The sequence below is a fragment of the Streptomyces lincolnensis genome, assembly GCF_001685355.1.
GTDB classification, from domain to species: domain Bacteria; phylum Actinomycetota; class Actinomycetes; order Streptomycetales; family Streptomycetaceae; genus Streptomyces; species Streptomyces lincolnensis.
The window spans coordinates 3,372,345-3,395,500 of record NZ_CP016438.1; the positions used below are offsets into that span (position 1 = coordinate 3,372,345).

Annotated in this window: 17 protein-coding genes; 8 read left to right on the top strand and 9 right to left on the bottom strand. The window is 72.0% G+C overall.

The annotated features are described in order from the left end of the window. Positions 1–28: 28 nt before the first annotated feature. Positions 29–1,762, top strand: coding sequence for an ABC transporter ATP-binding protein (locus SLINC_RS14970; RefSeq protein WP_067432221.1), 1,734 nt, complete (start codon positions 29–31; stop codon positions 1,760–1,762). Continuing rightward, complete coding sequence (locus tag SLINC_RS14975; protein WP_067432224.1) at positions 1,762–3,690, top strand: ABC transporter ATP-binding protein; 1,929 nt, start codon at positions 1,762–1,764, stop codon at positions 3,688–3,690. The genes SLINC_RS14970 and SLINC_RS14975 overlap by 1 nt, the downstream gene beginning before the upstream one ends. Positions 3,691–3,852: 162 nt before the next feature. Here SLINC_RS14975 and SLINC_RS14980 read toward each other — a convergent pair whose 3' ends face one another. From SLINC_RS14980 to SLINC_RS15000, 5 genes are all read right to left on the bottom strand, one after another. After that, the gene (locus SLINC_RS14980) at positions 3,853–5,160 is read right to left on the bottom strand and encodes an RNA polymerase sigma factor (RefSeq protein WP_067432227.1); all 1,308 of its coding nucleotides are present in this window, start codon (positions 5,158–5,160) and stop codon (positions 3,853–3,855) included. Between the two features lie 258 nt (positions 5,161–5,418). Beyond that, entirely contained in the window at positions 5,419–7,320 is a 1,902-nt protein-coding gene (gene dnaG, locus SLINC_RS14985; protein ID WP_067432229.1) for a DNA primase, read from the bottom strand. A gap of 47 nt (positions 7,321–7,367) precedes the next feature. Continuing rightward, on the bottom strand, positions 7,368–8,633 hold the full coding sequence (locus SLINC_RS14990) for an NAD(P)/FAD-dependent oxidoreductase (RefSeq protein ID WP_067432231.1): 1,266 nt from the start codon (positions 8,631–8,633) through the stop codon (positions 7,368–7,370). Positions 8,634–8,801: 168 nt separating this feature from the next. Continuing rightward, positions 8,802–10,058, bottom strand: a complete 1,257-nt coding sequence (locus SLINC_RS14995) for a deoxyguanosinetriphosphate triphosphohydrolase (protein WP_067432234.1) — start codon at positions 10,056–10,058, stop codon at positions 8,802–8,804. 313 nt (positions 10,059–10,371) lie between these two features. Next, a complete protein-coding gene (locus tag SLINC_RS15000) occupies positions 10,372–11,232 on the bottom strand; it encodes a sirohydrochlorin chelatase (protein WP_079164538.1) in 861 nt (286 codons plus the stop codon). 213 nt (positions 11,233–11,445) lie between these two features. On the opposite strand from SLINC_RS15000, the gene SLINC_RS15005 reads away from it, so the two are divergent. Further along, positions 11,446–12,132: a SanA/YdcF family protein gene (locus SLINC_RS15005; protein ID WP_079164539.1), complete on the top strand. Its 687-nt coding sequence runs from the start codon at positions 11,446–11,448 to the stop codon at positions 12,130–12,132. Here the strand turns inward: SLINC_RS15005 and SLINC_RS15010 are convergent. Then, positions 12,119–13,435, bottom strand: coding sequence for an AMP-binding protein (locus SLINC_RS15010; protein WP_079164540.1), 1,317 nt, complete (start codon positions 13,433–13,435; stop codon positions 12,119–12,121). The two genes, SLINC_RS15005 and SLINC_RS15010, sit on opposite strands and share 14 nt — an antisense overlap. Positions 13,436–13,824: 389 nt before the next feature. Here SLINC_RS15010 and SLINC_RS15015 point away from each other — a divergent pair, with 389 nt between their 5' ends. Next, positions 13,825–15,924, top strand: a complete 2,100-nt coding sequence (locus tag SLINC_RS15015) for a molybdopterin oxidoreductase family protein (protein WP_067432243.1) — start codon at positions 13,825–13,827, stop codon at positions 15,922–15,924. A 162-nt stretch (positions 15,925–16,086) separates the two neighbouring features. Continuing rightward, positions 16,087–16,683, top strand: a complete 597-nt coding sequence (locus SLINC_RS15020; RefSeq protein ID WP_067432246.1) for a TetR/AcrR family transcriptional regulator — start codon at positions 16,087–16,089, stop codon at positions 16,681–16,683. Positions 16,684–16,695: 12 nt separating this feature from the next. Here the strand turns inward: SLINC_RS15020 and SLINC_RS15025 are convergent, their stop codons facing one another. Next, positions 16,696–17,709, bottom strand: a complete 1,014-nt coding sequence (locus SLINC_RS15025) for an SMP-30/gluconolactonase/LRE family protein (protein ID WP_067432249.1) — start codon at positions 17,707–17,709, stop codon at positions 16,696–16,698. Between the two features lie 101 nt (positions 17,710–17,810). Here SLINC_RS15025 and SLINC_RS15030 point away from each other — a divergent pair, with 101 nt between their 5' ends. Then, entirely contained in the window at positions 17,811–19,637 is a 1,827-nt protein-coding gene (locus tag SLINC_RS15030) for a flavin-containing monooxygenase (RefSeq protein ID WP_067432252.1), read from the top strand. An 8-nt stretch (positions 19,638–19,645) separates the two neighbouring features. Here the strand turns inward: SLINC_RS15030 and SLINC_RS15035 are convergent, their stop codons facing one another. Beyond that, complete coding sequence (locus SLINC_RS15035; RefSeq protein ID WP_107406607.1) at positions 19,646–20,068, bottom strand: gamma-glutamylcyclotransferase family protein; 423 nt, start codon at positions 20,066–20,068, stop codon at positions 19,646–19,648. 132 nt (positions 20,069–20,200) lie between these two features. Between SLINC_RS15035 and SLINC_RS15040 the strand changes: the two genes are divergently transcribed. After that, positions 20,201–21,847, top strand: coding sequence for a M4 family metallopeptidase (locus SLINC_RS15040; protein ID WP_067432258.1), 1,647 nt, complete (start codon positions 20,201–20,203; stop codon positions 21,845–21,847). 33 nt (positions 21,848–21,880) lie between these two features. On the opposite strand, the gene SLINC_RS15045 is transcribed toward SLINC_RS15040, so the two are convergent. Next, positions 21,881–22,318: a VOC family protein gene (locus SLINC_RS15045; RefSeq protein WP_067432261.1), complete on the bottom strand. Its 438-nt coding sequence runs from the start codon at positions 22,316–22,318 to the stop codon at positions 21,881–21,883. A 281-nt stretch (positions 22,319–22,599) separates the two neighbouring features. Here SLINC_RS15045 and SLINC_RS15050 point away from each other — a divergent pair, with 281 nt between their 5' ends. Beyond that, positions 22,600–23,121, top strand: coding sequence for a hypothetical protein (locus SLINC_RS15050; protein ID WP_067432264.1), 522 nt, complete (start codon positions 22,600–22,602; stop codon positions 23,119–23,121). The last annotated feature ends 35 nt before the right edge of the window (positions 23,122–23,156 follow it).

Genomic DNA, 23,156 nt, shown 5'->3' on the forward strand with positions numbered 1-23,156 from the left:
CCCTGTCGCCGACTCCGAGAGACGTAGCGTGCTCATACGACTTCTGCGGACCTGTCTCAGGCCCTACAAGAAACCCATCTGGCTCCTGGTGCTGCTCCAGCTCCTCCAGACCTGCGCCACGCTGTATCTGCCCACGCTCAACGCGGACATCATCGACCAGGGCGTCGTGAACGGGGACACCGGCTACATCCTCGGCTACGGCGCCCTGATGATCGGCATCTCGCTGGTGCAGGTCGTCTGCAACATCGGTGCCGTGTACTACGGCGCGCGGACCGCGTCGGCGGTCGGCCGGGATCTGCGGGCGGCGGTCTTCGACCGGGTGCAGTCCTTCTCGGCGCGCGAGGTGGGCCAGTTCGGCGCGCCCTCGCTGATCACCCGTACGACCAATGACGTGCAGCAGGTCCAGATGCTGGCCCTGATGACGTTCACGCTCTTGGTGTCGGCGCCCATCATGTGCGTGGGCGGCATCGTGCTGGCGCTCGGCCTGGACGTACCGCTGTCCGCGGTGCTGGTGGCCGTGGTGCCGACACTGGGCATCTGCGTGACGTTGATCGTACGGCGGCTGCGTCCGCTGTTCCGGTCCATGCAGGTGAAGCTGGACACCGTGAACCGGGTGCTGCGCGAGCAGATCACCGGCAACCGGGTGATCCGCGCCTTCGTGCGGGACGGCTACGAGGAGGAGCGCTTCCGGACGTCGAACACCGACCTCACCGATGTCGCGCTGAAGACCGGCAACCTGCTCGCGCTGATGTTCCCGATCGTGATGACGGTGGTGAACCTGTCGTCGATCGCGGTGGTGTGGTTCGGCGCCCACCGGATCGACAGCGGCGGGATGCAGATCGGTGACCTGACCGCGTTCCTCGCCTATCTGATGCAGATCGTCATGTCCGTGATGATGGCCACCTTCATGTTCATGATGGTGCCGCGCGCGGAGGTGTGCGCCGAGCGCATCCAGGAGGTCCTCGACACCTCCTCCAGCGTGGTCCCGCCGGTGGCTCCCGTCACCCGGCTGCGACGGCACGGGCATCTGGAGATCCGCGGGGCCGGGTTCTGCTATCCCGGTGCCGAGGAGCCGGTGCTCAAGACGATCGACCTGGTGGCCCGTCCCGGTGAGGTGACCGCCGTGATCGGCTCGACCGGCAGCGGCAAGTCCACCCTCCTCGGGCTGGTGCCCCGGCTGTTCGACGCGACCGACGGCGAGGTCCTCGTCGACGGGGTGCCGGTGGCGGACGTCGATCCCGAGCTGCTGGCGCGGACCGTCGGGCTCGTACCGCAGAAGCCGTACCTGTTCGCGGGCACGGTGGCGACCAATCTGCGCTACGGCAATCCCGACGCCACCGACGAGGAGCTGTGGCAGGCGCTGGAGGTGGCGCAGGCCAAGGGCTTCGTCAGCGGGCTGGAGAACGGCCTCGACTCGCCCATCGCGCAGGGCGGCACCAACGTCTCCGGTGGTCAGCGGCAGCGGCTCGCGATCGCCCGGACGCTCGTGCAGCGCCCGGAGATCTACCTCTTCGACGACTCCTTCTCGGCCCTGGACTACGCGACCGACGCGGCTCTCAGGGCGGCGCTGGCCGCGGAGACCGCCGAGGCGACCGTCGTGATCGTCGCCCAGCGGGTGGCCACCATCCGGGACGCCGACCGGATCGTCGTCCTCGACGAGGGCCGGGTCGTCGGCACCGGCAGCCACCGCGAACTGATGGCGGACAACGAGACCTACCGGGAGATCGTGCTCTCCCAGCTCACGGAAGCGGAGGCCGCCTGATGGCCGGGCCCATGGGGCGCATGATGGCCGGCACCGGCCCCGAGAACCGCTCGCTGGACTTCAAGGTGTCCGGCAGGCGGCTGCTCACCCACTTCCGGCCGGAGCGGTTCACCCTCTACGCGATGCTGGTCTGCGTGGTGCTGAGCGTCGGCCTGAACGTGATCGGGCCGAAGATCCTCGGCGAGGCCACCGACCTGGTCTTCGCGGGCATCATCGGACGGCAGATGCCGGCGGGCGACTCCAAGGAGCAGGTCCTCGACGCGATGCGGGAGCGCGGCGACGACTCCGTCGCCGACATGCTCAGGAGCACCGACTTCACGCCCGGCCAGGGCATCGACTTCACCGCCGTAGGACATGTCCTGCTGTTCGCGCTCGGGGTGTTCCTCGTCGCCGGGCTGCTGATGGCGGTGGCGACGCGGCTGGTCAACAGGGCCGTCAACCGCACGATGTTCCGGATGCGGGAGGACGTGCAGACGAAGCTGTCGCGGCTGCCGCTGTCGTACTTCGACAAGCGCCAGCGCGGCGAGGTGCTCTCCCGGGCCACCAACGACATCGACAACATCGGCCAGACCCTCCAGCAGTCGCTGGGCCAGCTCATCAACTCCCTGCTGACGATCATCGGCGTGCTCGCGGTGATGTTCTGGGTGTCCTGGCTGCTCGCCCTGGTCGCGCTGGTCACCGTGCCGCTGTCGGCGGTCGTCGCCACCCGGGTCGGCAAGCGGTCCCAGCCGCACTTCGTGCAGCAGTGGCGCTCGACCGGGAAGCTCAACGCCCACATCGAGGAGATGTACACCGGCCACACCCTGGTGAAGGTGTTCGGCCGCCAGGAGGAGTCGGCCGCGCAGTTCGCCGAGCAGAACGAGGCGCTGTACGAGGCGGGCTTCAAGGCGCAGTTCAACAGCGGTGTGATGCAGCCGCTGATGATGTTCGTGTCGAACATCAACTACGTGCTGGTGGCGGTCGTGGGTGGCCTCAGGGTCGCGTCGGGGTCGTTGTCGATCGGTGACGTGCAGGCCTTCATCCAGTACTCCCGGCAGTTCTCGATGCCGCTGACCCAGGTCGCCTCCATGGCGAACCTCGTGCAGTCGGGTGTCGCCTCCGCCGAGCGGATCTTCGAGCTCCTGGACGCGGAGGAGCAGCAGGCGGACCCGGTGCCGGGCGTGCGGCCCGAGGAACTGCGCGGGCGGGTGGCGCTGGAGCACGTGTCCTTCCGCTACGACCCCGACAAGCCGCTCATCGAGGACCTCTCCCTGACGGTGGAGCCGGGGCACACGGTCGCGATCGTCGGCCCGACGGGAGCCGGCAAGACGACGCTGGTGAACCTTCTGATGCGGTTCTACGACGTCTCCGGCGGGCGGATCACCCTCGACGGCGTCGACGTCGCGAAGATGTCCCGGGACGAGCTGCGCTCCGGGATCGGCATGGTCCTCCAGGACACCTGGCTGTTCGGCGGCACCATCGCGGAGAACATCGCCTACGGCGCCTCCCGGGACGTCACCCACGGCGAGATCGAGGAGGCCGCGCGGGCCGCCCACGCCGACCGGTTCATCCGCACCCTGCCCGACGGCTACGACACCGTCATCGACGACGAGGGCAGCGGGGTCAGCGCGGGCGAGAAGCAGCTCATCACCATCGCGAGGGCGTTCCTGTCCGACCCGGTGATCCTCGTCCTGGACGAGGCGACGTCGTCCGTGGACACCCGTACGGAGGTGTTGATCCAGAAGGCGATGGCCAAACTCGCGCACGGACGCACGTCGTTCGTGATCGCCCACCGGCTCTCGACGATCCGGGACGCGGACACGATCCTGGTGATGGAGAACGGGTCGATCGTGGAACAGGGCACACACACGGACCTGTTGGCGGCGAACGGGGCGTACGCACGGCTGTACCAGGCGCAGTTCGCCCAGGCGGTGGCGGAGGTGGACTGAGGCGCGCGGCGGGGGCGCGTGGCGGGGTGAGGTGGTCTGGCGGGTGCGGCGCCGTCGTGGCTGGTCGCGCCGTTCCCCGCGCCCCCGGAGGCTGGTCCAGTGGCCGTCTTTCAGGGGCGCGGGGAACTGCGCGACCAGCCCCCACCGGACCCGCACCCGGCGTCAGTCCAGATAGCCCCTCAGCTGATCCGCAAAGGCATGGTCCCGCAGCTTGTTCAGCGTCTTGGACTCGATCTGCCTTATCCGCTCCCGCGTCACCCCGAAGATCCGGCCGATCTCCTCCAGCGTGCGCGGGCGGCCGTCGGCCAGCCCGTAGCGCAGTTGGACGACCTTCCGCTCCCGCTCCCCCAGGGTCGACAGCACCGCCTCCAGGTGCTCCCTGAGCAGCAGGAACGCCGCCGACTCCACCGGAGACGTCGCGTCGCCGTCCTCGATGAGGTCGCCGAGTGCCACGTCGTCCTCCTCGCCCACCGGGGCGTGCAGGGACACCGGCTCCTGGGCCAGCCGCAGGACCTCACTCACGCGTTCCGGCGTGAGGTCGAGGTGGGCGGCGACCTCGTCGGGCGTGGGTTCGTACCCGCGTTCCTGGAGCATCCGGCGCTGCACCCGCACCACTCGGTTGATCAACTCGACGACGTGGACCGGGACCCGGATGGTCCGGGCCTGGTCGGCGAGGGCCCGGGACATGGCCTGGCGGATCCACCAGGTGGCGTAGGTCGAGAACTTGTAGCCGCGGGCGTAGTCGAACTTCTCCACGGCCCTGATCAGGCCGAGGTTGCCTTCCTGGACAAGGTCGAGCATGGTCAGTCCGCGGCCGACGTACCGTTTGGCGACGGAGACCACGAGCCGCAGGTTGGCCTCGATGAGACGGCGCTTGGCCATGCGGCCCATCACGACCAGCCGGTCGAGGTCGAGGGCCAACTGGCTGTCCAGGTCGGGCGTGTTGCTCAGCTTCTCCTCGGCGAAGAGCCCGGCCTCGACCCGGCGGGCGAGTTCGACCTCCTCGGCCGCGGTGAGCAGCGGGATGCGGCCGATCTCCCGCAGGTACTGGCGGAACAGGTCCGAGGACGGGCCGCTGGTGTCGGGGCGGGCGCGCACGGGTTCCACAGGTTCGGGCGCCTCGGTCTCCATCACCTCGGCGGGCGGCTCGGCCGGTTCGGGCGAAGCCTCCGGCTCCGCTTCCGGATGGTGCGCGACACGGTTCTGCGGGGGTACCGCGACCAGCACGTCGGTCTCGGCGTCCGGCTCTGTGCTGTCCGCGCCGGCGGCGGTCCTGCTGTCGGTCTGTGTCAGGGTCTGGGTCTGCACGGGGGCGACCTCCAGGATGATCGCTGCTGAGGTGTGCGGCAGCGCTGCTTCGGGGGCGGAGTCGGCGGCCTCGCCGCTGTCCGTCCCGTACGCGATGAGCGGAACCGCGGGGGTGTGGGATCCGCTGGGGACGGATCGGCCGCGCTCCGAGGACTCAGGCACCGGAACCCAGTGTGGAGTACGACACATCACCGCCACGAGGGGCGTGCGGTGACTTTTTGAGTCCGGTCCGTGACCACGTGGTTACCGTCACGGAAAACCGGATGGTGTCCCGGCTCTGGTCTGCTGTGCGGCGACCGCGGCCGGCCTGGTCGTGTCTTCGGCCGCGGGCTCTCACCTCTCGGGTCCCCGGTAGGGCGCGGAGGAATCCACCCGGGCACGAGAAGTCGGGATCCGGTGGCGCCGGCCTTCCCGGAGGTGTCAGAGGGCGGCGGCGCCGTGCTCGCGCAGGGCCTGGCCGTACTGCTGGAGGGTCCACAGTTCGTTCTGGACGGCGGCCAGGTGGGCCGGGTCGCCGCCGGAGCCGAGGCGGATGAGGGTGCCCTGGACTTCCTGGATGCGGCGGTCGACGGCCCGGCGGCGGACCCAGACGAGTTGCTCGCCGGCGTAGTTCTCGTCGACGGTGCGGCGCATGATCGCCTCGACGGCGAGTTCGGTGACCATGGCGCGGACGGTGTCGTCGGGGGCGGCCTCGCGGACGCGGACGAGGTAGTCCTGGGGGTCCTGGACGCCGTACTCGACGCCTCCGGCCTCCATGACGGCCTGGCGGACCGCGGCGTAGGGCGCGGCGGTGAACTCGTCGATGCCGTAGGCGTCGAAGGCCGGGGCGACCAGTTCGGGGCGCTGGAGGGCGAGTTTCAGCAGCTCGCGTTCGGTGGCGTAGACGGGGTTGCGGAGGGTGAGCGCGGGGCCGGAGGCGGCCTGGCGGGGGGCGGCGTCGTACTGCGGGCCGCCGCGGTGGGCCGGAGCCGGGCCCTTGCCGCCGCGGTCGCGGGCCCAACGGGCCAGCTGGGCCACGCGCTTGACCACGAACTGGGTGTCGAGGATGCCGAGCATGCCGGCGAGCTGCACGGCCACCTCGTGCTGGGCGCCGGAGTTCTTGATGCGGGCGACGATGGGGGCGGCCTCGTCCAGCGCGGCCGCCCGGCCGGCCGGGGTGTCCAGGTCGTAGCGGACGACGATCTGGCGGAGGGCGAACTCGAAGAGCGGGGTGCGGGGTTCGACCAGGTCGGCGACCGCCTCGTCGCCCTTGTTCAGGCGCAGGTCACAGGGGTCCATGCCGTCGGGGGCGATGGCGATGTACGTCTCGGCGGCGAACTTCTGGTCGTCCTCGAAGGCGCGCAGGGCGGCCTTCTGACCGGCCGCGTCGCCGTCGAAGGTGAAGATCACGCGGGCCGAGCCGTTGTCCATCAGGAGCCGGCGGAGGATCTTGATGTGGTCGCCGCCGAAGGCCGTGCCGCAGGTGGCGATGGCGGTGGTGACTCCGGCCAGATGGCAGGCCATGACGTCGGTGTAGCCCTCGACCACGACCGCGCGGCTCGCCTTGGCGATGTCCTTCTTCGCGAGGTCGATGCCGTAGAGGACCTGCGACTTCTTGTAGATCGCGGTCTCGGGCGTGTTGAGGTACTTGGGGCCGTTGTCCGCCTCGTAGAGCTTGCGGGCGCCGAAGCCGACGACCTCGCCGCCGATGTCGCGGATGGGCCACATCAGCCGGCCGCGGAAGCGGTCGATGGGGCCGCGGCGGCCCTCCTGGGAGAGACCGGAGAGCAGCAGTTCCTTGTCGGTGAAGCCCTTGCCGCGGAGGTAGCGGGTCAGGTGGTCCCAGCCCTGGGGGCTGTAGCCGACGGAGAAGTGCTGGGCGGCGCCCTGGTCGAAGCCGCGCTCGGCGAGGAACTGGCGGCCGGTGTCGGCCTCCGGGCTCATGGCCAGCTGTTCCATGTACCAGTCGGCGGCGATCTTGTGCGCCTCGACCAGCCGGATGCGCTCGCCACGCTGGTGGGAGGGGTTGTAGCCGCCCTCCTCGTAGCGCAGGGTGATGCCGGCCTGGGCGGCCAGGCGCTCGACCACCTCGGAGAAGGAGAGGTGGTCGACCTTCATCACGAACGTGATGGTGTCGCCGCCCTCCTGGCAGCCGAAGCAGTGGAAGAGTCCCTTGCTCGGGCTGACCTGGAAGGACGGCGACTTCTCGTCGTGGAACGGGCACAGTCCCTTGAGGTTGCCGCCGCCCGCGTTGCGCAGCTGGAGGTACTCGGACACCACGGCGTCGATCGGGACCGCGTCCCGTACCGCCTTCACGTCCTCGTCGTTGATCCGTCCTGCCACGCGTGAATTCTACGGGGGTGGTGTGACAGTGGAGTGCCGCCGTCGGGTCAGGAGCCCAGGCTGTCCAGCGGAACGTGCGGGTCCGCAAGGGCCTCGGTGTCCACAGGGGCCTTGGTGCGAATCAGTCGTTGGATGGGCTCTGTGACGTCCCACACGTTCACGTTCATCCCGGCCAGCACCCGGTTCTCCTTCACCCAGAACGCGATGAACTCCCGCTTGCCCGCGTCTCCCCGGATCACCACTTCGTCGTAGCTGCCCGGGGGCGCCCAGCCCGAGTACTCCATGCCCATGTCGTACTGGTCGGAGAAGAAATAGGGCACGCGGTCGTAGGTGACGTCCCGGCCGAGCATCGCGCGCGCCGCGGCCGGGCCGCCGTTGAGGGCGTTGGCCCAGTGCTCGACGCGCAGCCGGGCGTCGAAGAGGGCGTGGTGGAAGGAGGCCACGTCACCGGCCGCGTAGATGTCGGGGTCGGAGGTGCGCAGCCGTTCGTCGACGACGAGTCCGCCGCCGTGCGCCCGGTCGGCGATCTCCAGGCCCGCCGCCTCCGCGAGCGCGATGCGGGGGGCCGCGCCGACCGCCGCGAGGACGTCGTGCGCCGGGTGCTCCTCGCCGTCGTCGGTGCGGGCGGCCAGGACCATGCCGTCCTGGCCGACGATCTCGGTCAGCCGCGCGCCGAAGTGGAAGCGGACACCGCGGTCGCGGTGCAACTCGGCGAAGAGGCCGCCCAGTTCGGGGCCGAGCACCGAGTGCAGCGGGGTCGGCAGCGGCTCGACGACGGTGACCTCGGCGCCGTACTCACGGGCCGCAGCCGCGACTTCCAGGCCGATCCAGCCGGCGCCCGCGATCACGAGGTGGCCGTTGTCCCTGCCCAGGGCGGCCAGGACGCCCTTGAGGCGTTCGGCGTGGGCGAGGCGGCGCAGATGGTGCACGCCCGCGAGGTCCGTGCCGGGGATGTCCAGGCGGCGGGGCTCGGCGCCGGTGGCCAGCAGCAGCTTGTCGTAGCGGACGAGGGTGCCGTCCTCGCCGAAGCGGACCGTCTTCGCCGTACGGTCGACGGCGTCGACGGTCGCGCCGAGGTGGAGTTCGATGTCGTTGCGCGCGTACCAGGCGGGTTCGTGGACGAAGACGCTGTCGCGCTCCTCCTTGCCCAGGAGGTAGCCCTTGGACAGGGGCGGGCGCTCGTAGGGGTGATCGCGCTCGTCGCAGATCAGTATCACGCGGCCGGTGAAGCCCTCCGCTCGGAGCGTCTCGGCCGCCTTCGCGCCGGCGAGACCGCCTCCGACAATGACGAACGTCTGATCAGCGTCGACCACTTGATGCCTCCTGCCAGGGGTCCGGGGGGTGTCACCCCGGAGAACACTGCGGGTGCCGCCCCATGGGAGCGTCCCGCACGGAGCGTGATGGGGGAAGAGGGAGTGGCCCGATCAGGCCACGGAGGGTCACATTCGGACACGATTCATGTCACCGGGGCCTCCTCCGCCTCACGCCTTCCCCGTCAAGCGTGCGTGAAGCGAACGGGCGGACGCGTCGGTGAGGGAGGCGATCTGGTCGACGATCACCCGCTTGCGCGCCCGGTCGTCCGCCGCCCGGTCGAAGAGCGCGCGGAACTGCGGGTCCAGGCCGTCCGGGGCGCGCGCGGTGAGCGCCTCGGCGAGTTCGGCGACCACGATCCGCTGGTCGGCGCGGAGCAGCTCCTGCTCGGCGCGCTGCATGACGTACCGGTCGGCGACGGCCTTGAGGACCGCGCACTCCAGCCGTGTCTGATGGGGTACGACGAGTTCGGCGTCGTATCTCGTCAGCCGCCCGGTGCCGTACGCGGCGCGGGTGGCGGCCTCGGCGGCGAGGCAGAAGCGGCCGATGAGCTGGCTGGTGGCGTCCTTCAGGCGGGCCTGGGCGACGGCCGAGCCGTCGTAGCCGTGCGGCCACCAGGGCTGGTCCTGGAGCCGGTCGAGGGCCAGCGCCAGTTCCGCGGGGTCGGTGTCCGCCGGCACGTAGCGGCCGAGGGCGACGGCGAAGACCGCCTGGCGTTCCGGTTCGGCGTGCAGGCAGCCCGGGTCGATGTGACCGGCGTGCAGTCCGTCCTCGACGTCGTGCACGGAGTACGCCACGTCGTCGGACCAGTCCATGACCTGGGCCTCGAAGGTGATGCGGCTGCCCGGGGCGTCCTTGCGGACCCAGTCGAAGACGGGCCGGTCGTCCTCGTAGACCCCGAACTTGGGGGAGCCGGGGTCCGTGGGGTGCGCGCCGCGCGGCCAGGGGTACTTGGTGGCGGCGTCGAGGGCGGCCCTGGTGAGGTTGAGGCCGACCGAGCCCTCCGGGGTGAAGCGTTTGGGTTCGATGCGGGTGAGGAGTCTGAGGGACTGGGCGTTGCCCTCGAAGCCGCCGCAGTCCTCGGCGAATTCGTTGAGCGCCTGTTCGCCGTTGTGACCGAAGGGCGGGTGCCCGAGGTCGTGGGAGAGGCAGGCGGCCTCCACCAGGTCCGGGTCGCACCCCAGGGCCGCCCCCAACTCTCGGCCCACCTGGGCGCATTCCAGGGAGTGGGTCAGACGGGTGCGGGGGCTCGCGTCCCAGGCCGAGGCGCTGCGCTCGCCCGGTGTGACGACCTGCGTCTTTCCGGCGAGCCTTCTGAGCGCGGCCGAGTGCAGGACGCGGGCGCGGTCGCGTTGGAAGGCGGTGCGGCCGGGGCGCTTGTCCGGCTCCGGGGCCCAGCGTTCGGTTGAGGACAGGTCGTACGGCATGTCTCGACAGTAAGGGCAGGGACTGACAATTCGCCTGTACGGCTGCCGAGATGTGTCGAGTGGCGGGGGCGGGCGGGGCGCTCCGCGACGACCGGGCCTGGGGTCTGTCCGGCGGATCAGGTCGCATGCACGTAACGGCGCCTGATCAGCGCCGGTGAGCGGGGCTCGATGGGGGTCCCCCCGCGCGAGGTTGTTCGAGCGTGAGGGAGTCGGCAACCGACGACAACGCCGCTGGGGGTCCCCCACGCCTTTAAGGCAGTGGGGGAGGGCGTGCCAGAGCCCCGCGACCGCGACATGATCCGCCGGACAGGCCCTACGCGGCCGTTGTCACCTGTGCGGCCATCGCCTGGTCGTAGCGGTGCAGGAGGAGGTCGGCCATCGCGGGGTGGGTGCCGAGGGGGGCCGAGGCGATCCACGGGGCCTTCTGCGCGCACTGGGTCGCGAACAGGCCGGGGGCCGTGAAGTACGACGCCACCGCCACCCGGTGGCGGCCGCGGGCGGCCAGGGCGCGTACCGCCGTGTCCACGGTGGGTGTCGCCGCGGAGGCGAAGGCGGGGACGACCGGGACGCCCAGGCGGGCGGCGAGGAGGTGGGCGGTGCGGCGGGTGTCGACGGCCGCGTCGGGGTCGCGGGAGCCGGCCGCGGCGAGGACGACCGCGCTGGTGCGGCGGGTCTCCTCGTCCATGCGGGTGCGCCAGCCGGCCTCGACGAGACGGGCGTACAGGGTCTCCACCAGCAAGGGGTGGGGGCCCAGCGGCGCCGCCACGCGGGTACGGGCCGGGGCGGCGGCGGCCATCTCGGGGATGTCGCGCTTGACGTGGTAGCCGCGGCTCAGCAGCAGGGGGACGAGGACGGCCTCCGCGTCGCCCAGGGACGCCAGCGTGTCCGGGAGCAGGGGCTGGTTGAGCTCGATGTGCCCCAGGTGCACCGGCAGGCCGGGGCGCTGCTCGCGGACGCGGTCCAGGAGCTGGTGGACCGTGCTCAGGGTGCGCGGGTCCCGGCTGCCGTGCGCCACGACGACGAGCGCGGGCTGTTCGGCGCGCCGCGTGCCGTCGAGCGAGACGAGGCTGAGCTGGGAGGCGAGCTGGCTGCTGATCCGGTTCATGATGTGCGCCGTACTGTCGAGGTGGTCGCGAAGAGCTTCCGACTTGCTCGTCCTACTCGTCGCCGTCATGCACTGATGGTGACGGTGGCAGGTTGCCTCCCCATTGCACAGGAATGACGGGTGTTTTCCGAGGGTTCACGGTGGGGTGCAGGGGGTCTGTGAGGTGGAGTGACCTGCGGTTTCGTCGGCGGAAGTGAAGCTGGTCACGCTGCCGGCGGTGAACCGCGGGGCCTTACAGGACGTCTCTGGCTGTCGAGACGACCGACCGGGGAGGACCGTCCGATGCGACTGCCGAAGCCGCCCAGACCCCGTCTGCCCCGCACGCGCGCGGGGCGACGACGGCTGGTGCAGGCCGTGATGGCGGGGTGCGTGCTCGCCCTGCTGCCGGCGACCTGGATGTACGTCGTGACCGGTGACCGGCTGCGGACGGCCCAGGACGTGCCGCGCACCGAGGTCGCGGTGGTCTTCGGTGCCGGGCTGTGGGCCGGTGAGCCGTCGCCGTATCTCGCCCACCGGCTGGACGCGGCCGCGAAGCTGTACCGGGAGGGGCGGATCGAGGTCGTGCTCGTCACCGGGGACAACAGCCGCAGGGACTACGACGAGCCGGACGCCATGCGGACCTATCTGACCCGGCACGGTGTGCCGGACCGGCGGATCGTCAGCGACTACGCGGGCTTCGACACCTGGGACTCCTGCGTCCGCGCGAAGAAGATCTTCGGCGTCGACAGGGCCGTCCTGATCAGCCAGGGGTTCCACATCCGGCGTGCGGTCGCGCTCTGCCAGGAGGCGGGGGTGTCGTCGTACGGCGTCGGCGTCGACGCCCGGCACGACGCCACCTGGTACTACGGCGGGGCCCGGGAGATCCTCGCGGCGGGGAAGGCCGCGCTGGACGCCCTGTTCGAGCCGGACCCCCGGTTCCTCGGCCCGAAGGAGCCGGGGGTGACCCGGGCGCTCGCTAGCTCCCCGTGAGGTGGAGGGCACCCTGCCGGGCGTGGGCCGACAGTGCGGGTGTGCCGATGTGGCCGAGGTGTTCGAGTTCGCCGTCGGGGGTCCAGCGGCCCAGGGCTCGGGTGCGGGCCATCCGGCGGCCGCCGCCGAGGAAGGGGTCGGGAGCGCAGCGCTCGGGGTCGGGGTCGCCCAGGTGGCCGAAGTCGTCGTGGGTGAGGTGGTCCGCCGGGACGCAGTCGCCGCCGGTCCACAGTTCGCCGGTCTCGCCGATGGGGAGGGGACGGCGGCCGGGGCCGAGGACGTACACCGTGTTGTTGGGGGTCGGGCGGCCCAGGGTGAGCAGGGGTGCGGCCGGGTCGTGGCGGTACGGGGTGGCGGCGACCGGTGTCCCGGCCGGGCCCCAGCAGTGGAGGAGGTCGGCGCGTCGGGCCCAGCGGTCGGCGAGCGGGCGCGGGCAGGGCTCCTTGGTGTCCGCGACGACGGCGACCCTGCGCAGGCGGGGACAGGCCGCGGGGTCGAGGCCGGACAGGACGGCCGGGGTGGCGACGATCACGTCGGCCGTGCGGGCCGTCGCCGCGGTGTCCTCGCCGCGGATGACGAGGGTGCCGCCGTGGGCGAGGCAGCCGAGGATCTCCCAGGCGGCCGTGGCGGAGGCGAGGCCGAGGAGCTGGGCGACGCGGTCGCCGGTGCGGACGCCGAGGCCGCCGGGGCCGGTGAGCAGCAGGCCGGCGATGTTGCGGTGGGTGACCTTGGTGCCGTACGGGCGGCCGGCGGTGCCGGAGCCGGAGCCGAAGAGGATGTGGCAGCCGTCGTCCGGGCTCACCCCCGGGCGCGGGGTGCCGCGACGCGGGGCGGGAGGCAGGGGGCCGTCGAGGGCGATCAGGCGGTGCCCCGCGGGCAGCGGCACCCGGTGGGCGTGTTGCTCGACGGTGAGGACGACCCGGGTGCCGGCCGCGCGGACCACGTGGGCGAGCCGGGCCCTGGGGGCCAGGCCGATGTCCTGCGGGACGTACGCGGCACCGGACTTCAGGATGCCGAGCAGCCCGACGAGCATCGGGATCGAACGGTGCACGAAGAGGCCGACGTGGTCGCCGGGACGGACGCCCTCCCTGGCCAGGCGGACGGCGAGGGCGTCGGCGTACCGGTTGAGCTCGCCGTAGGTGATGGTCGCGCCCAGGTGTTCGGCGGCGACGGTGTAGGGGGCCTCGATGGCGTGCCGTTCCACGGCGTGGTGGACGAGGGGGTCGGGGAGGCGGACGGCGGGGCCGTGGCCGTACTGGCGGAAGAGGCGCTGGTCGTGGGGGCTCAGGTCGCGCAGGGGCATGGCTGGGGGACCTCCTGGCCGGCTGTTCCGAGGGACGGGGTTGCCACAGGGGGCGCGGCCGCACGGGTGGCTGCCGGGACGAGCGGCGGGCATGCCCGGTATACCGAACGCCGTGCGGAGTGTGCGGCGGTCGTGCCGTACTGGATGTCGGCTCGACTGTAGTCCCGGTGGTTCGACTCTCAACAAGGCGTGATCGGCCAACCACACAACGGAATGAGCCACATGTGGCGTCTTTCGCCCCAAGGGCACCTTCCCTCGCACCCGGCGGCGACTCAGCGGTGGGCAGCCGTGCGCCTCACGGTGGCCGGCCGGCCGCCGGGAGGTCCCCGCAGCGGGCGCGTAACAGGCAGCCCCCGTCGGCGTAACACGGCCGAAGCACGCTGAGAGGCATGCCGAACTCCGCGACGCCCACGCACTGCCCGTACTGCGCCTTGCAGTGCGGGATGAATCTGACGCCCGTCGAAGGCGGGACCGTCGAGGTGAGCGAGCGCGCGGACTTCCCGGTGAACCGGGGCGCGCTGTGCGGCAAGGGCCGTACGGCGCCGGCGGTGCTCTCGTCCCGGGTGCGCCTCACCTCCCCGTTGGTGCGCTCCGGGGGCACGCTCGTGCCCGCCTCCTGGGACGAGGCACTCGACCGGATCGCCTCGGAACTGTCCCGCACGCGCGCGGAGCACGGCCCGGACGCGTGCGGGGTCTTCGGCGGGGGCGGCCTGACGAACGAGAAGGCGTACACACTCGGCAAGTTCGCCCGGGTCGTGCTCGGCACCTCGCAGATCGACTACAACGGACGGTTCTGCATGTCGTCCGCGGCGGCCGGGGGCATCAAGGCCTTCGGCCTGGACCGGGGGCTGCCCTTCCCGCTGGAGGACATCCCGCGGACGGGATGCGTGATCCTGGTCGGCTCCAACCTCGCGGAGACCATGCCGCCGTCGCTGCGGTTCTTCACCGAACTGCGCGAGAACGGCGGCACCCTGATCGTCATCGACCCACGCCGCACCAAGACGGCCGAACAGGCCGACCTGCACCTGGCGCCCCGCCCGGGCACCGACCTCGCGCTCGCGCTCGGCCTGCTGCACCTGGTCGTCGCCGAGGGCCGCGTGGACGAGGAGTACGTCCGTGAGCGCACGGCCGGGTGGGAGGAGGCCCGGGCGGCGGCGATGGCCCACTGGCCGGAGTACGTCGAGCGGATCACGGGCGTGTCCGTGCCCGAACTCCGTCAGACGGTACGGATGTTCTGCGAGCCGGAGTCCGCGATGGTGCTGACCGCGCGCGGGCCCGAGCAGCAGTCCAAGGGCACCGACACCGTGGGCGCCTGGATCAACCTGTGCCTGGCGACCGGCCGCGCGGGGCGTCCGCTGTCCGGGTACGGCTGCCTGACCGGGCAGGGCAACGGACAGGGCGGGCGCGAACACGGCCAGAAGGCCGACCAGTTGCCCGGCTACCGCAAGCTGGACGACCCGGCGGCCCGGCGGCACGTGGCCGAGGTGTGGGGCGTGGACCCGGACAGCCTGCCCGGCCCGGGACGCAGTGCCTACGAACTCCTGGACGCCCTCGGTTCGGACATCAAGTCCCTGCTGCTGATGGGATCCAACCCGGTGGTGTCGGCGCCGCACGCCGCGCACATCGAGGAGCGGATCAAGTCCCTCGGCTTCCTTGCCGTGTGTGACGTCGTGCTGTCGGAGACGGCGGCGCTCGCGGACGTCGTACTGCCGGTGACGCAGTGGGCGGAGGAGACCGGCACGACGACCAACCTGGAGGGCCGCGTGCTGCTGCGGCAGCGGGCGATCACCCCTCCGGAGGGTGTGCGCAGCGACCTGGAGGTCATGCGCGAGCTGGCCGACCGGCTCGGTGTGGAGAAGGGCTTCCCGACCGACCCCGAGGAGGTCTTCGAGGAGCTGCGGCGCGCGAGTGCGGGCGGGGCGGCGGACTACTCCGGGATCACCTACCGGCGGCTGGCCGAGGAGAACGGGGTGTTCTGGCCCTGCCCGGCACCGGATGCCCAGGGGACCGGGAGCCCCGAGGCGCACCCCGGCACCCCGCGGCTCTTCCTCGACCGGTTCGCCACCCCGGACGGCCGGGCCCGGTTCGTGCCCGTCTCGCACCGGGCGGCCGCCGAGGAGCCCGACGCCGAGTACCCGGTGCTGCTGACGACCGGGCGGGTGGTGGCGCAGTACCAGTCCGGCGCCCAGACCCGCCGCGTGGACGAGCTCAACGCCGCCGCGCCCGGCCCCTTCGTCGAACTGCACCCGCGTCTCGCGGAGCGGCTGGGCGCGGCCGAGGGCGACCCGGTGGCCGTGGTCTCCCGGCGCGGCCGGGCCGTGGCCCCGGCCCGCATCACCACCGCGATCCGCCCGGACACCGTCTTCATGCCCTTCCACTGGTACGGCGAGGGCCGCGCCAACACCCTCACCAACCCGGCCCTCGACCCGACGTCCCGCATGCCGGAGTTCAAGACGTGCGCGGTACGGCTGGAGACGGTGGGGTCGTAGCGGCGATGAGGCCGTGACGGACAGGGACCCACCCCCGTGGGCCCGCACCCCGCGGGTGTCGTCGTCGGGCACGGTCCCGCCTGGCGGTGGCCGGCTCGGCCCGGACGGGCGGCACGGTGTCCGGAGGCGGGGACACCACCCGTCCGTCGTTACGCTGTCCGGATGGCAGAACATCCCACGTCGCAGGCGCGGCGGCCCGCGAACCGTGGGCCGAAGGCCGCCGCCGGGAACCGGGCGGCTCTGGTCGCGGCCGCCCGGGAGATCTACGCCGTGCACGGTCTGGACGCTCCGCTGTCCATGATCGCGCGCCGGGCCGGGGTGGGGCAGGGCGTGCTGTACCGGCATTTCCCCGACCGGGACGCCGTGGCGGCCGCGATCCTGGAGGAGAACGTCCGTGAGATCGAGCAGGCCGCGGCCGTCGAGGGGGCGACCCTCGCCGGGGTGCTGGGAGTGCTGACCTGGCATCAGGTGCGGTCGGCGGCGTTCATCGGCCTGCTGCATGCCGAGGGGGCGCGGGGCCGCGCCCCCGGGGCCGCCCGGGAGCTGGCCGATCGGGTCGGGCGCACCCTGCGGGGGTGTCTGCCCGCCGGCGGCCGGGCGGGGGCCCCGGACGCGCGGGACGATCTCATGCTCGCGGTCGCCATGGTCTCCGGAGCCGTCAGCGGCGGCGCCACGCACGAGGAACGGGAGCGGCGGGCGCTGGCGGCCTGGCGGCTGCTCGGCATCACGGTGGGACCGGTGCGGCCCTTCGAGGGCTGAGGCCGGCCGGCGTCAGCCGCCGTTGGACTGCCGTACGCCCTTCGCGAGCGCTTCGAAGGTGTACAGATAGCCCCCGGCGGGCCCGCTGACGGTCATGTACGCCTTCGTGCCGCCCGGTGTGATCGCCACGTTGGTCGCCGACTCCAGCCCTTCGGTACGGCCGGGAATCCGTACGGTCGCCAGGTGCTCGCCGTACCGGCTGTACACCTCCATCGCGGGCCGGCCGTGCAGCGCCTGGTACAGGTTGCCGTCCGCGTCCACGGCGATCGAGTCGGTCTGGGCGATGCCGCCGTCGACGCGGACGGCCGTGTGCCTACCGGACATGCCGGGCCGCTCGACGACGGGGAGGTAGGAGATCCGGTTCTCCGTCAGTTCGCTGATCCACAGCCCGCGGTGGTCGGTGTCGAACGCGATGCCGTTCGTCGCGGCGAGCCCGTCGGCCAGCACGGTCGCCTTCCCGCCGTCGCGGTCGACGCGCACCACCCGCCCGCGCGCCTCGCCCTCGGACATGCCGAGGGAGTCGCTGACGTACAGGTGGCCGTCCCGGTCGAAGGCGATGTCGTCGGGCAGCATCCGGGCTCCGTCGACCTCGCCGGAGAAGAAGGTGCGCGGTCCGGTGCCGTCGGCGGCCAGGGAGACGATCGCGCCGCTCGCGAAGTCGGACAGGTAGATCCGGCCGTCGTACGGGCTGAACTGGGCGGAGGTGTAGGCGCCGCGCCGGTCGGTGAAGAGGGTCCGCGCGGTCTTCCTCTTGACGTCGACGCGTATCAGCTTGGGCTCTCCGGCCGGTGCGGTGACGTCGACGACGTTCAGCCGGCCGTCCGCACCGAAGGTGGGGCCCTCCAGGAGGGTCATCCCGGTCGCCTGGTGTGTCGTGGTCAGCCGCATGAACTGGTGGGCGGTGACGGTTCTGCCCGGCCCGGCGGTCCCCGCGCCGGAAGCGCGCGTGTCGGTACCGCACCCGGTCAGGGCCAGCGTGCCGAGTGCGGCGAGCACGGCGAGCGGGCGGAACCGGAGTCGTCGCATGGGGATCACTCTCTTCCTGTCCGGGAAACATCGTGCTCTCGCACCACAACCGGACAGCGTTGTCCGGTCGTTGTTATGGTACGGCCGTGACGCCACCCCACATGACGCACCCTCACCCGCCGACCCCCGACGAACTGGCCGCGCTCCGGCTCCGCTACCACCGCGAGCGCGAGCGGCGGGTGCGGCCGGACGGAGCCCGCCAATACCTCGACGCCGACGCCGAGTTCGGCTTCTACGCGGCCGACCCCTACGCCGGCGAACCGGCCGGGCGCGCACCGCTGCGCGACACCGTCGACGTCGCCGTCATCGGCGCCGGGTTCGGCGGCATCCTCGCCGGGGCGCGGCTGCGTCAGCAGGGGGTCGAGCGGATCCGGATCATCGACAAGGGCGGGGACTTCGGCGGTACGTGGTACTGGAACCGCTACCCGGGCATCCACTGCGACGTCGAGTCCCACGTGTATCTGCCGATGCTCGACGAGACCGGGTACGTGCCGGAGTGGAAGTACGCACCGGGCGAGGAGATCCGCCGCCACGCGGTGCGCGTCGCCGAGAAGTTCGGCCTCTACGCGGACACCCTGTTCTCCACCGCGGTCACGGAACTGACCTGGGAGGAGAGCGAACACGCCTGGACCGTGACCACCGACCGGGGCGACGCCTTCCGGGCGAGGTACGTCATCACCGCCACCGGCACCCTGACCGAGCCGAAACTGCCGGGGATACCGGGCATCCGGGACTTCCGGGGGCACACCTTCCACACCTCCCGGTGGGACTACGGCTACACCGGCGGCAGCCCCGAGGGCGGCATGACCGGGCTCGCGGACAAGCGCGTGGGGGTCGTCGGCACCGGCGCCACGGGTGTGCAGGTCATCCCGATGCTGGCCGAGGACGCGGCCCACGTGTACGTCTTCCAGCGCACCCCCTCCACGGTCGACGTGCGGGCCAACCGCCGTACCACCGCGGGGGACGTCGGCGCGGACCGCGCGGGCTGGGCCCGCGAGCGCCGCGAGAACTTCCTGCGCATCGTCTCCGGGGAGGAGGCCGGGGAGGATCTCGTGGCGGACGGCTGGACGTCGTCGGCGGGCCTGCTGGAGAAGCTGCTGCCGAGTTTCCGCCGGCAGGGCGACCGCGAGGTCTTCGAGGCCGCCTACGAGGTCGCCGACGCCGCCAAGATGAACGAGGTGCGGGCCCGCGTCGAGCGGACGGTCACGGATCCGGGGACGGCGGAGCGGCTCAAGCCCTGGTACCGGTACGCCTGCAAGCGCCCCGCCTTCTCCGACCTGTACTACCCGGCGTTCAACCGCTCCAACGTCACCCTGGTCGACACCGCGGACACCCACGGCATCGAACGCGTCACCGAGCACGGCGTCGTGGCCGGCGGCACCCTCCACGAACTCGACTGCCTGATCTTCGCCACCGGTTTCTCCGTCGGCGTCTCCGGCGTCCAGTCCGGCAAGCTCCCGGTGTACGGCAGGGAGGGACACCAACTGCTCGACACATGGGCGCGGCACGGCATCCGCACCCTGCACGGCTTCACCAGCAACGGCTTCCCGAACCTGATCCGGATGGGCACCCTGCACAACGCCAGCAGCGTCAACTTCACCCACGTCCTGGACGAACAGGCCGTGCACGCCGCCGCCCTCGTCGCGGCCGCCGAGTCCGAGGGCGCCCTCCTCGAACCCTCCCGCGAGGCCGAGGACGCCTGGACCGCCGTCATGGCCGAGGGCGCGCCCGACCACGAGTGGTTCCACGCCGAGTGCACCCCCGGCTACTACAACCGTGAAGGAGCCGGCCGCCCCAACGGCCCGACCTCCTACCCGCACGGCGCGGTCGCCTTCCACGAACTCCTGCGCCGCTGGCGGCGGGAGTCCATGGCCGAGGCGCTGCTGCGGGCCGGGGAGCCCGGCGTACAGCGAAACGGGGGCCGGTAGCCCGCCGCTCAGCGGCGCGCGAACCAGTCGCCGCTCTCGATCGGCCTGCCGTGGGCACGCAGGCGGGCGGCCACGGTGGGGGCGGCGACGTAGACCCAGGCGCGGACGCCCGACCCGTCCGCGTCGAGGGTCACCTCACGCCGCACCCGTTCGTAGAGGTTGCGGGCGTCGCCCGGGGCGTACTCCTCCAGGCGGTCCAGCGCGGCCAGGAGCTCCGGGTACGCCTCCGGGAGCGCGGTGACGAGTTCGCCGTGCACCACTCCCCCGCGTTCCTCCACGGCGTAGGGATAGCCGGGACCGTCGTAGAGCCTCGCGCCGGACAGGCGGGCGGGGTGCTCGGAGCGGGTGCGGCCGCGCAGGAAGAGGTCGTGGTTGGCCTCGCCGGGGCGCAGGGTGCCGTAGACGAAGAAGGGGAGCGGGAGAGCCGTCACAGAAACGATTCTCTCCCCTCACACACCTCCTCAGACGCGCCCTGGACATGACATGCCCGGGGCGCCTTGACTCGTCGTCAACATCATCAGCGCCGCGCCCCCGCGCCTGCGGGCGCCCTCCCTAGGAGATCGATGAGCCGGATACGGCCGCATGTCCGAGGTTCCCGTCCCGCCACCGCCGGTGTGGCCCTGACCAGCGTTACCCTGCTGGCCGCCGCGCTCTCCCCCGCCGCCGACGCGGCCGACCGGCCGGCCCGGGCCACCGTGCTCGACAACGCCGCCTCGGTGCTCGTGGAGCAGGCCGCGCGGCTCGGTCTCACCTCCGCGCAGGGGACGAGGGTCCGGGACGTCGTCGTCGACGAGGACGGCGCCCAGCACGTCCGCTACGACCGCACCTACCGCCAACTGCCCGTGCTCGGCGGCGACTTCGTGGTCCATCTGGCCTCCGACGGCTCGTACCGCGGCGCCGACCGCGCGACGAGGGACGCGATATCCCTGGCCGGCGTCACTCCCGCGCTGTCGGCACCGAAGGCCGCCGACCTCGCGGTGAACGCCCTCAAGGCCGTGCACCTCGGCGAGACCCTGAAGCGGCTGACGGCCAAGCCCCAGCTGGTCGTCGACGCCCTGCACGGCGCCCCGAAGCTGGCCTGGCGGACCGACGCCGTCGCCCAGGACTCCCTCGGCAACCCGGTCGCGCGCACGGTGCTGACCGACGCCGGCACCGGCGGCCAGATCGACGCCTGGGACTCCGTCGAGACGGCGACGGGCGACGGCAGGTCCCTGTACAGCGGCACGGTTCCGCTGGAGACGACCCTGTCGGGATCGACGTACCAGTTGAAGGACGCGACGCGCGGGAACACGTACACCGGCGACGCGGCGAACAAGACCGACCTGTGCCTGCTGACCGTGTGCCTGAACCGGGCGCCCTCGACGGTCTTCACCGACGCGGACAACCACTGGGGCACGGGGGCCGCTTCGGACCGCGCCGGCGCCGCCGTCGACGCGCAGTACGGCACCGACGTCACCTGGGACTACTACCAGGACGTCCACGGCCGCAACGGCATCGCGGGCGACGGCCAGGGCTCCTACAGCCGCGTCCACTACGGCACGAACTACAACAACGCCTTCTGGGACGACACCTGCTTCTGCATGACGTACGGCGACGGTGACGGCACCCAGCTCGGGCCGCTGGTGTCGCTGGACGTGGCGGGCCACGAGATGACGCACGGCGTGACCTCGAAGACGGCCGCGCTGACCTACTCGGGCGAGTCCGGCGGTCTGAACGAGGCCACCTCCGACGTCTTCGGCACCCTGGTGGAGTTCCACGCCGCCAACGCCTCCGACCCCGGCGACTACCTGATCGGCGAGAAGATCGTCCGCTCCGGCTTCGCGCGGGACGCCCTGCGGTACATGGACAAGCCCTCCAAGGACGGCAGTTCGGCCGACTACTGGAGCAGTTCGCTGGGCGACCTCGACGTCCACCACTCCTCGGGCGTCGCGAACCACTTCGCCTACCTGCTGGCCGAGGGCAGCGGGCCGAAGACCATCGACGGGGTGAGCTACGACTCCCCCACCCACGACGGCTCCACGGTCGAGGGCATCGGCCGGGACAAGCTCGGCGCCATCTGGTACCGGGCCCTCACGGTCTACATGACCTCGTCGACGAACTACGCCGGAGCGCGTACGGCGACACTGAGCGCGGCGAAGGACCTGTACGGGGCGGGCAGCGCCGAGCACGGGGCGGTGGGCGCGGCCTGGAGCGCCGTCAACGTGAAGTGACGGGTGCGGTGCGGGCCTCGCTCCTGAGCCTTGTCACCCTGCCGCGCCGAAGTCCGGCAGGGTGACCGTGCCGTCCTCGGCCAGCGGGAAGGCCGGGTTGTGGGCGACCTCCCAGGCGTGGCCGTCCGGGTCGGTGAAGGCACTGGAGTAGAAACCGACGGCGTTGACCGCCGCGGGCTTCGTGACGGTCCCGCCCGCCTTCTCCACCATCGCGAGCAGGGCGTCCACCTCCGCGTCCGAGCGGACGTTGTGCGCGAGGGCGATCCCCCCGAAGCCGCTCGCCCGCCCGGGTTCCAGACCGCAGTCCCGGGCCAGCTTCTCGTGACTCCACAGAACCAGCCCCAGGCCGCCCGCCTGGAAGAAGACGGTCTCCTGGACCTCCTGCCCCCGCCAGCCGAGGGCCTCGTAGAAGGCCTTGGAGCGGGCGAGATCGGAAACTCCCAGCGTGATCAAGGTGATGCGCTGTTCCATGCGCTGTTCCATGCGCTGTCCCATGAGGACACGGTACTGCGGGGCCGTGCTCCCGGCAGGGCGTCACCCGTTCACACCCCCGCCCCCGCACCCTTCGGGCCCACTTTTCCCGCGCGTCCACCAAACCTTGATGACCTGCTGAAACACATCGGGGGCCGCCTCCGGGCGCCCCCTTCCTGACACCCATTCACCCCAATTCTGACGCTCCCTCAGGAAGCGCTCGGGCCCCGCTGCCACTTACCTCGGAAGGGCAGCCCCACCAAGAGTTCCAGGGAGCACCGATGCGACGTACCGCCCGCCTGCTGACCGCTGCCGCGTGTGCCGTGGCCGTCGCGGGTCTGGCTGCCGCACCCGCGTACGGCGGCGGCGACGGGAAGCTGGAGGTGTACCCCTCCGCGGTCGTGCCGGGCGGACAGGTCACGGTGAACACGGCGGCGTGCGGGGACGGCGGCACGGTGGCGGGCGACGCCAGCGCGGTGGGCGCGGGCGCGTTCACGCTGGCGCCGAGCGCGCGCGACGGCGAGGCGATCGGGCGGTTCCGGGTGCCGCCGAGCGCGCAGCCGGGGACGTACGAGATCGCCGGGACGTGCGCGGAGAGCGGTCGGCGGGTCGTGGGCGACCTGGTGGTCACGCTCACGTCCACCCGGCAGCAGGTGTCTCCCCGGGGCAGTGTGAAGACGGGGGTCGGCGGCGCTCTGGGCCCCGACCCCGTGCAGACCGCGGCCGGCGTGGCGGCTCTCGCCGTCGCCGCCGCGGGCGGTACCTGGCTCCTGCATCGCCGGGCGAGAGGCGACGGGATCTGACGGACACCCTCCGCTGTCCGTCCGCCGGTACCGCA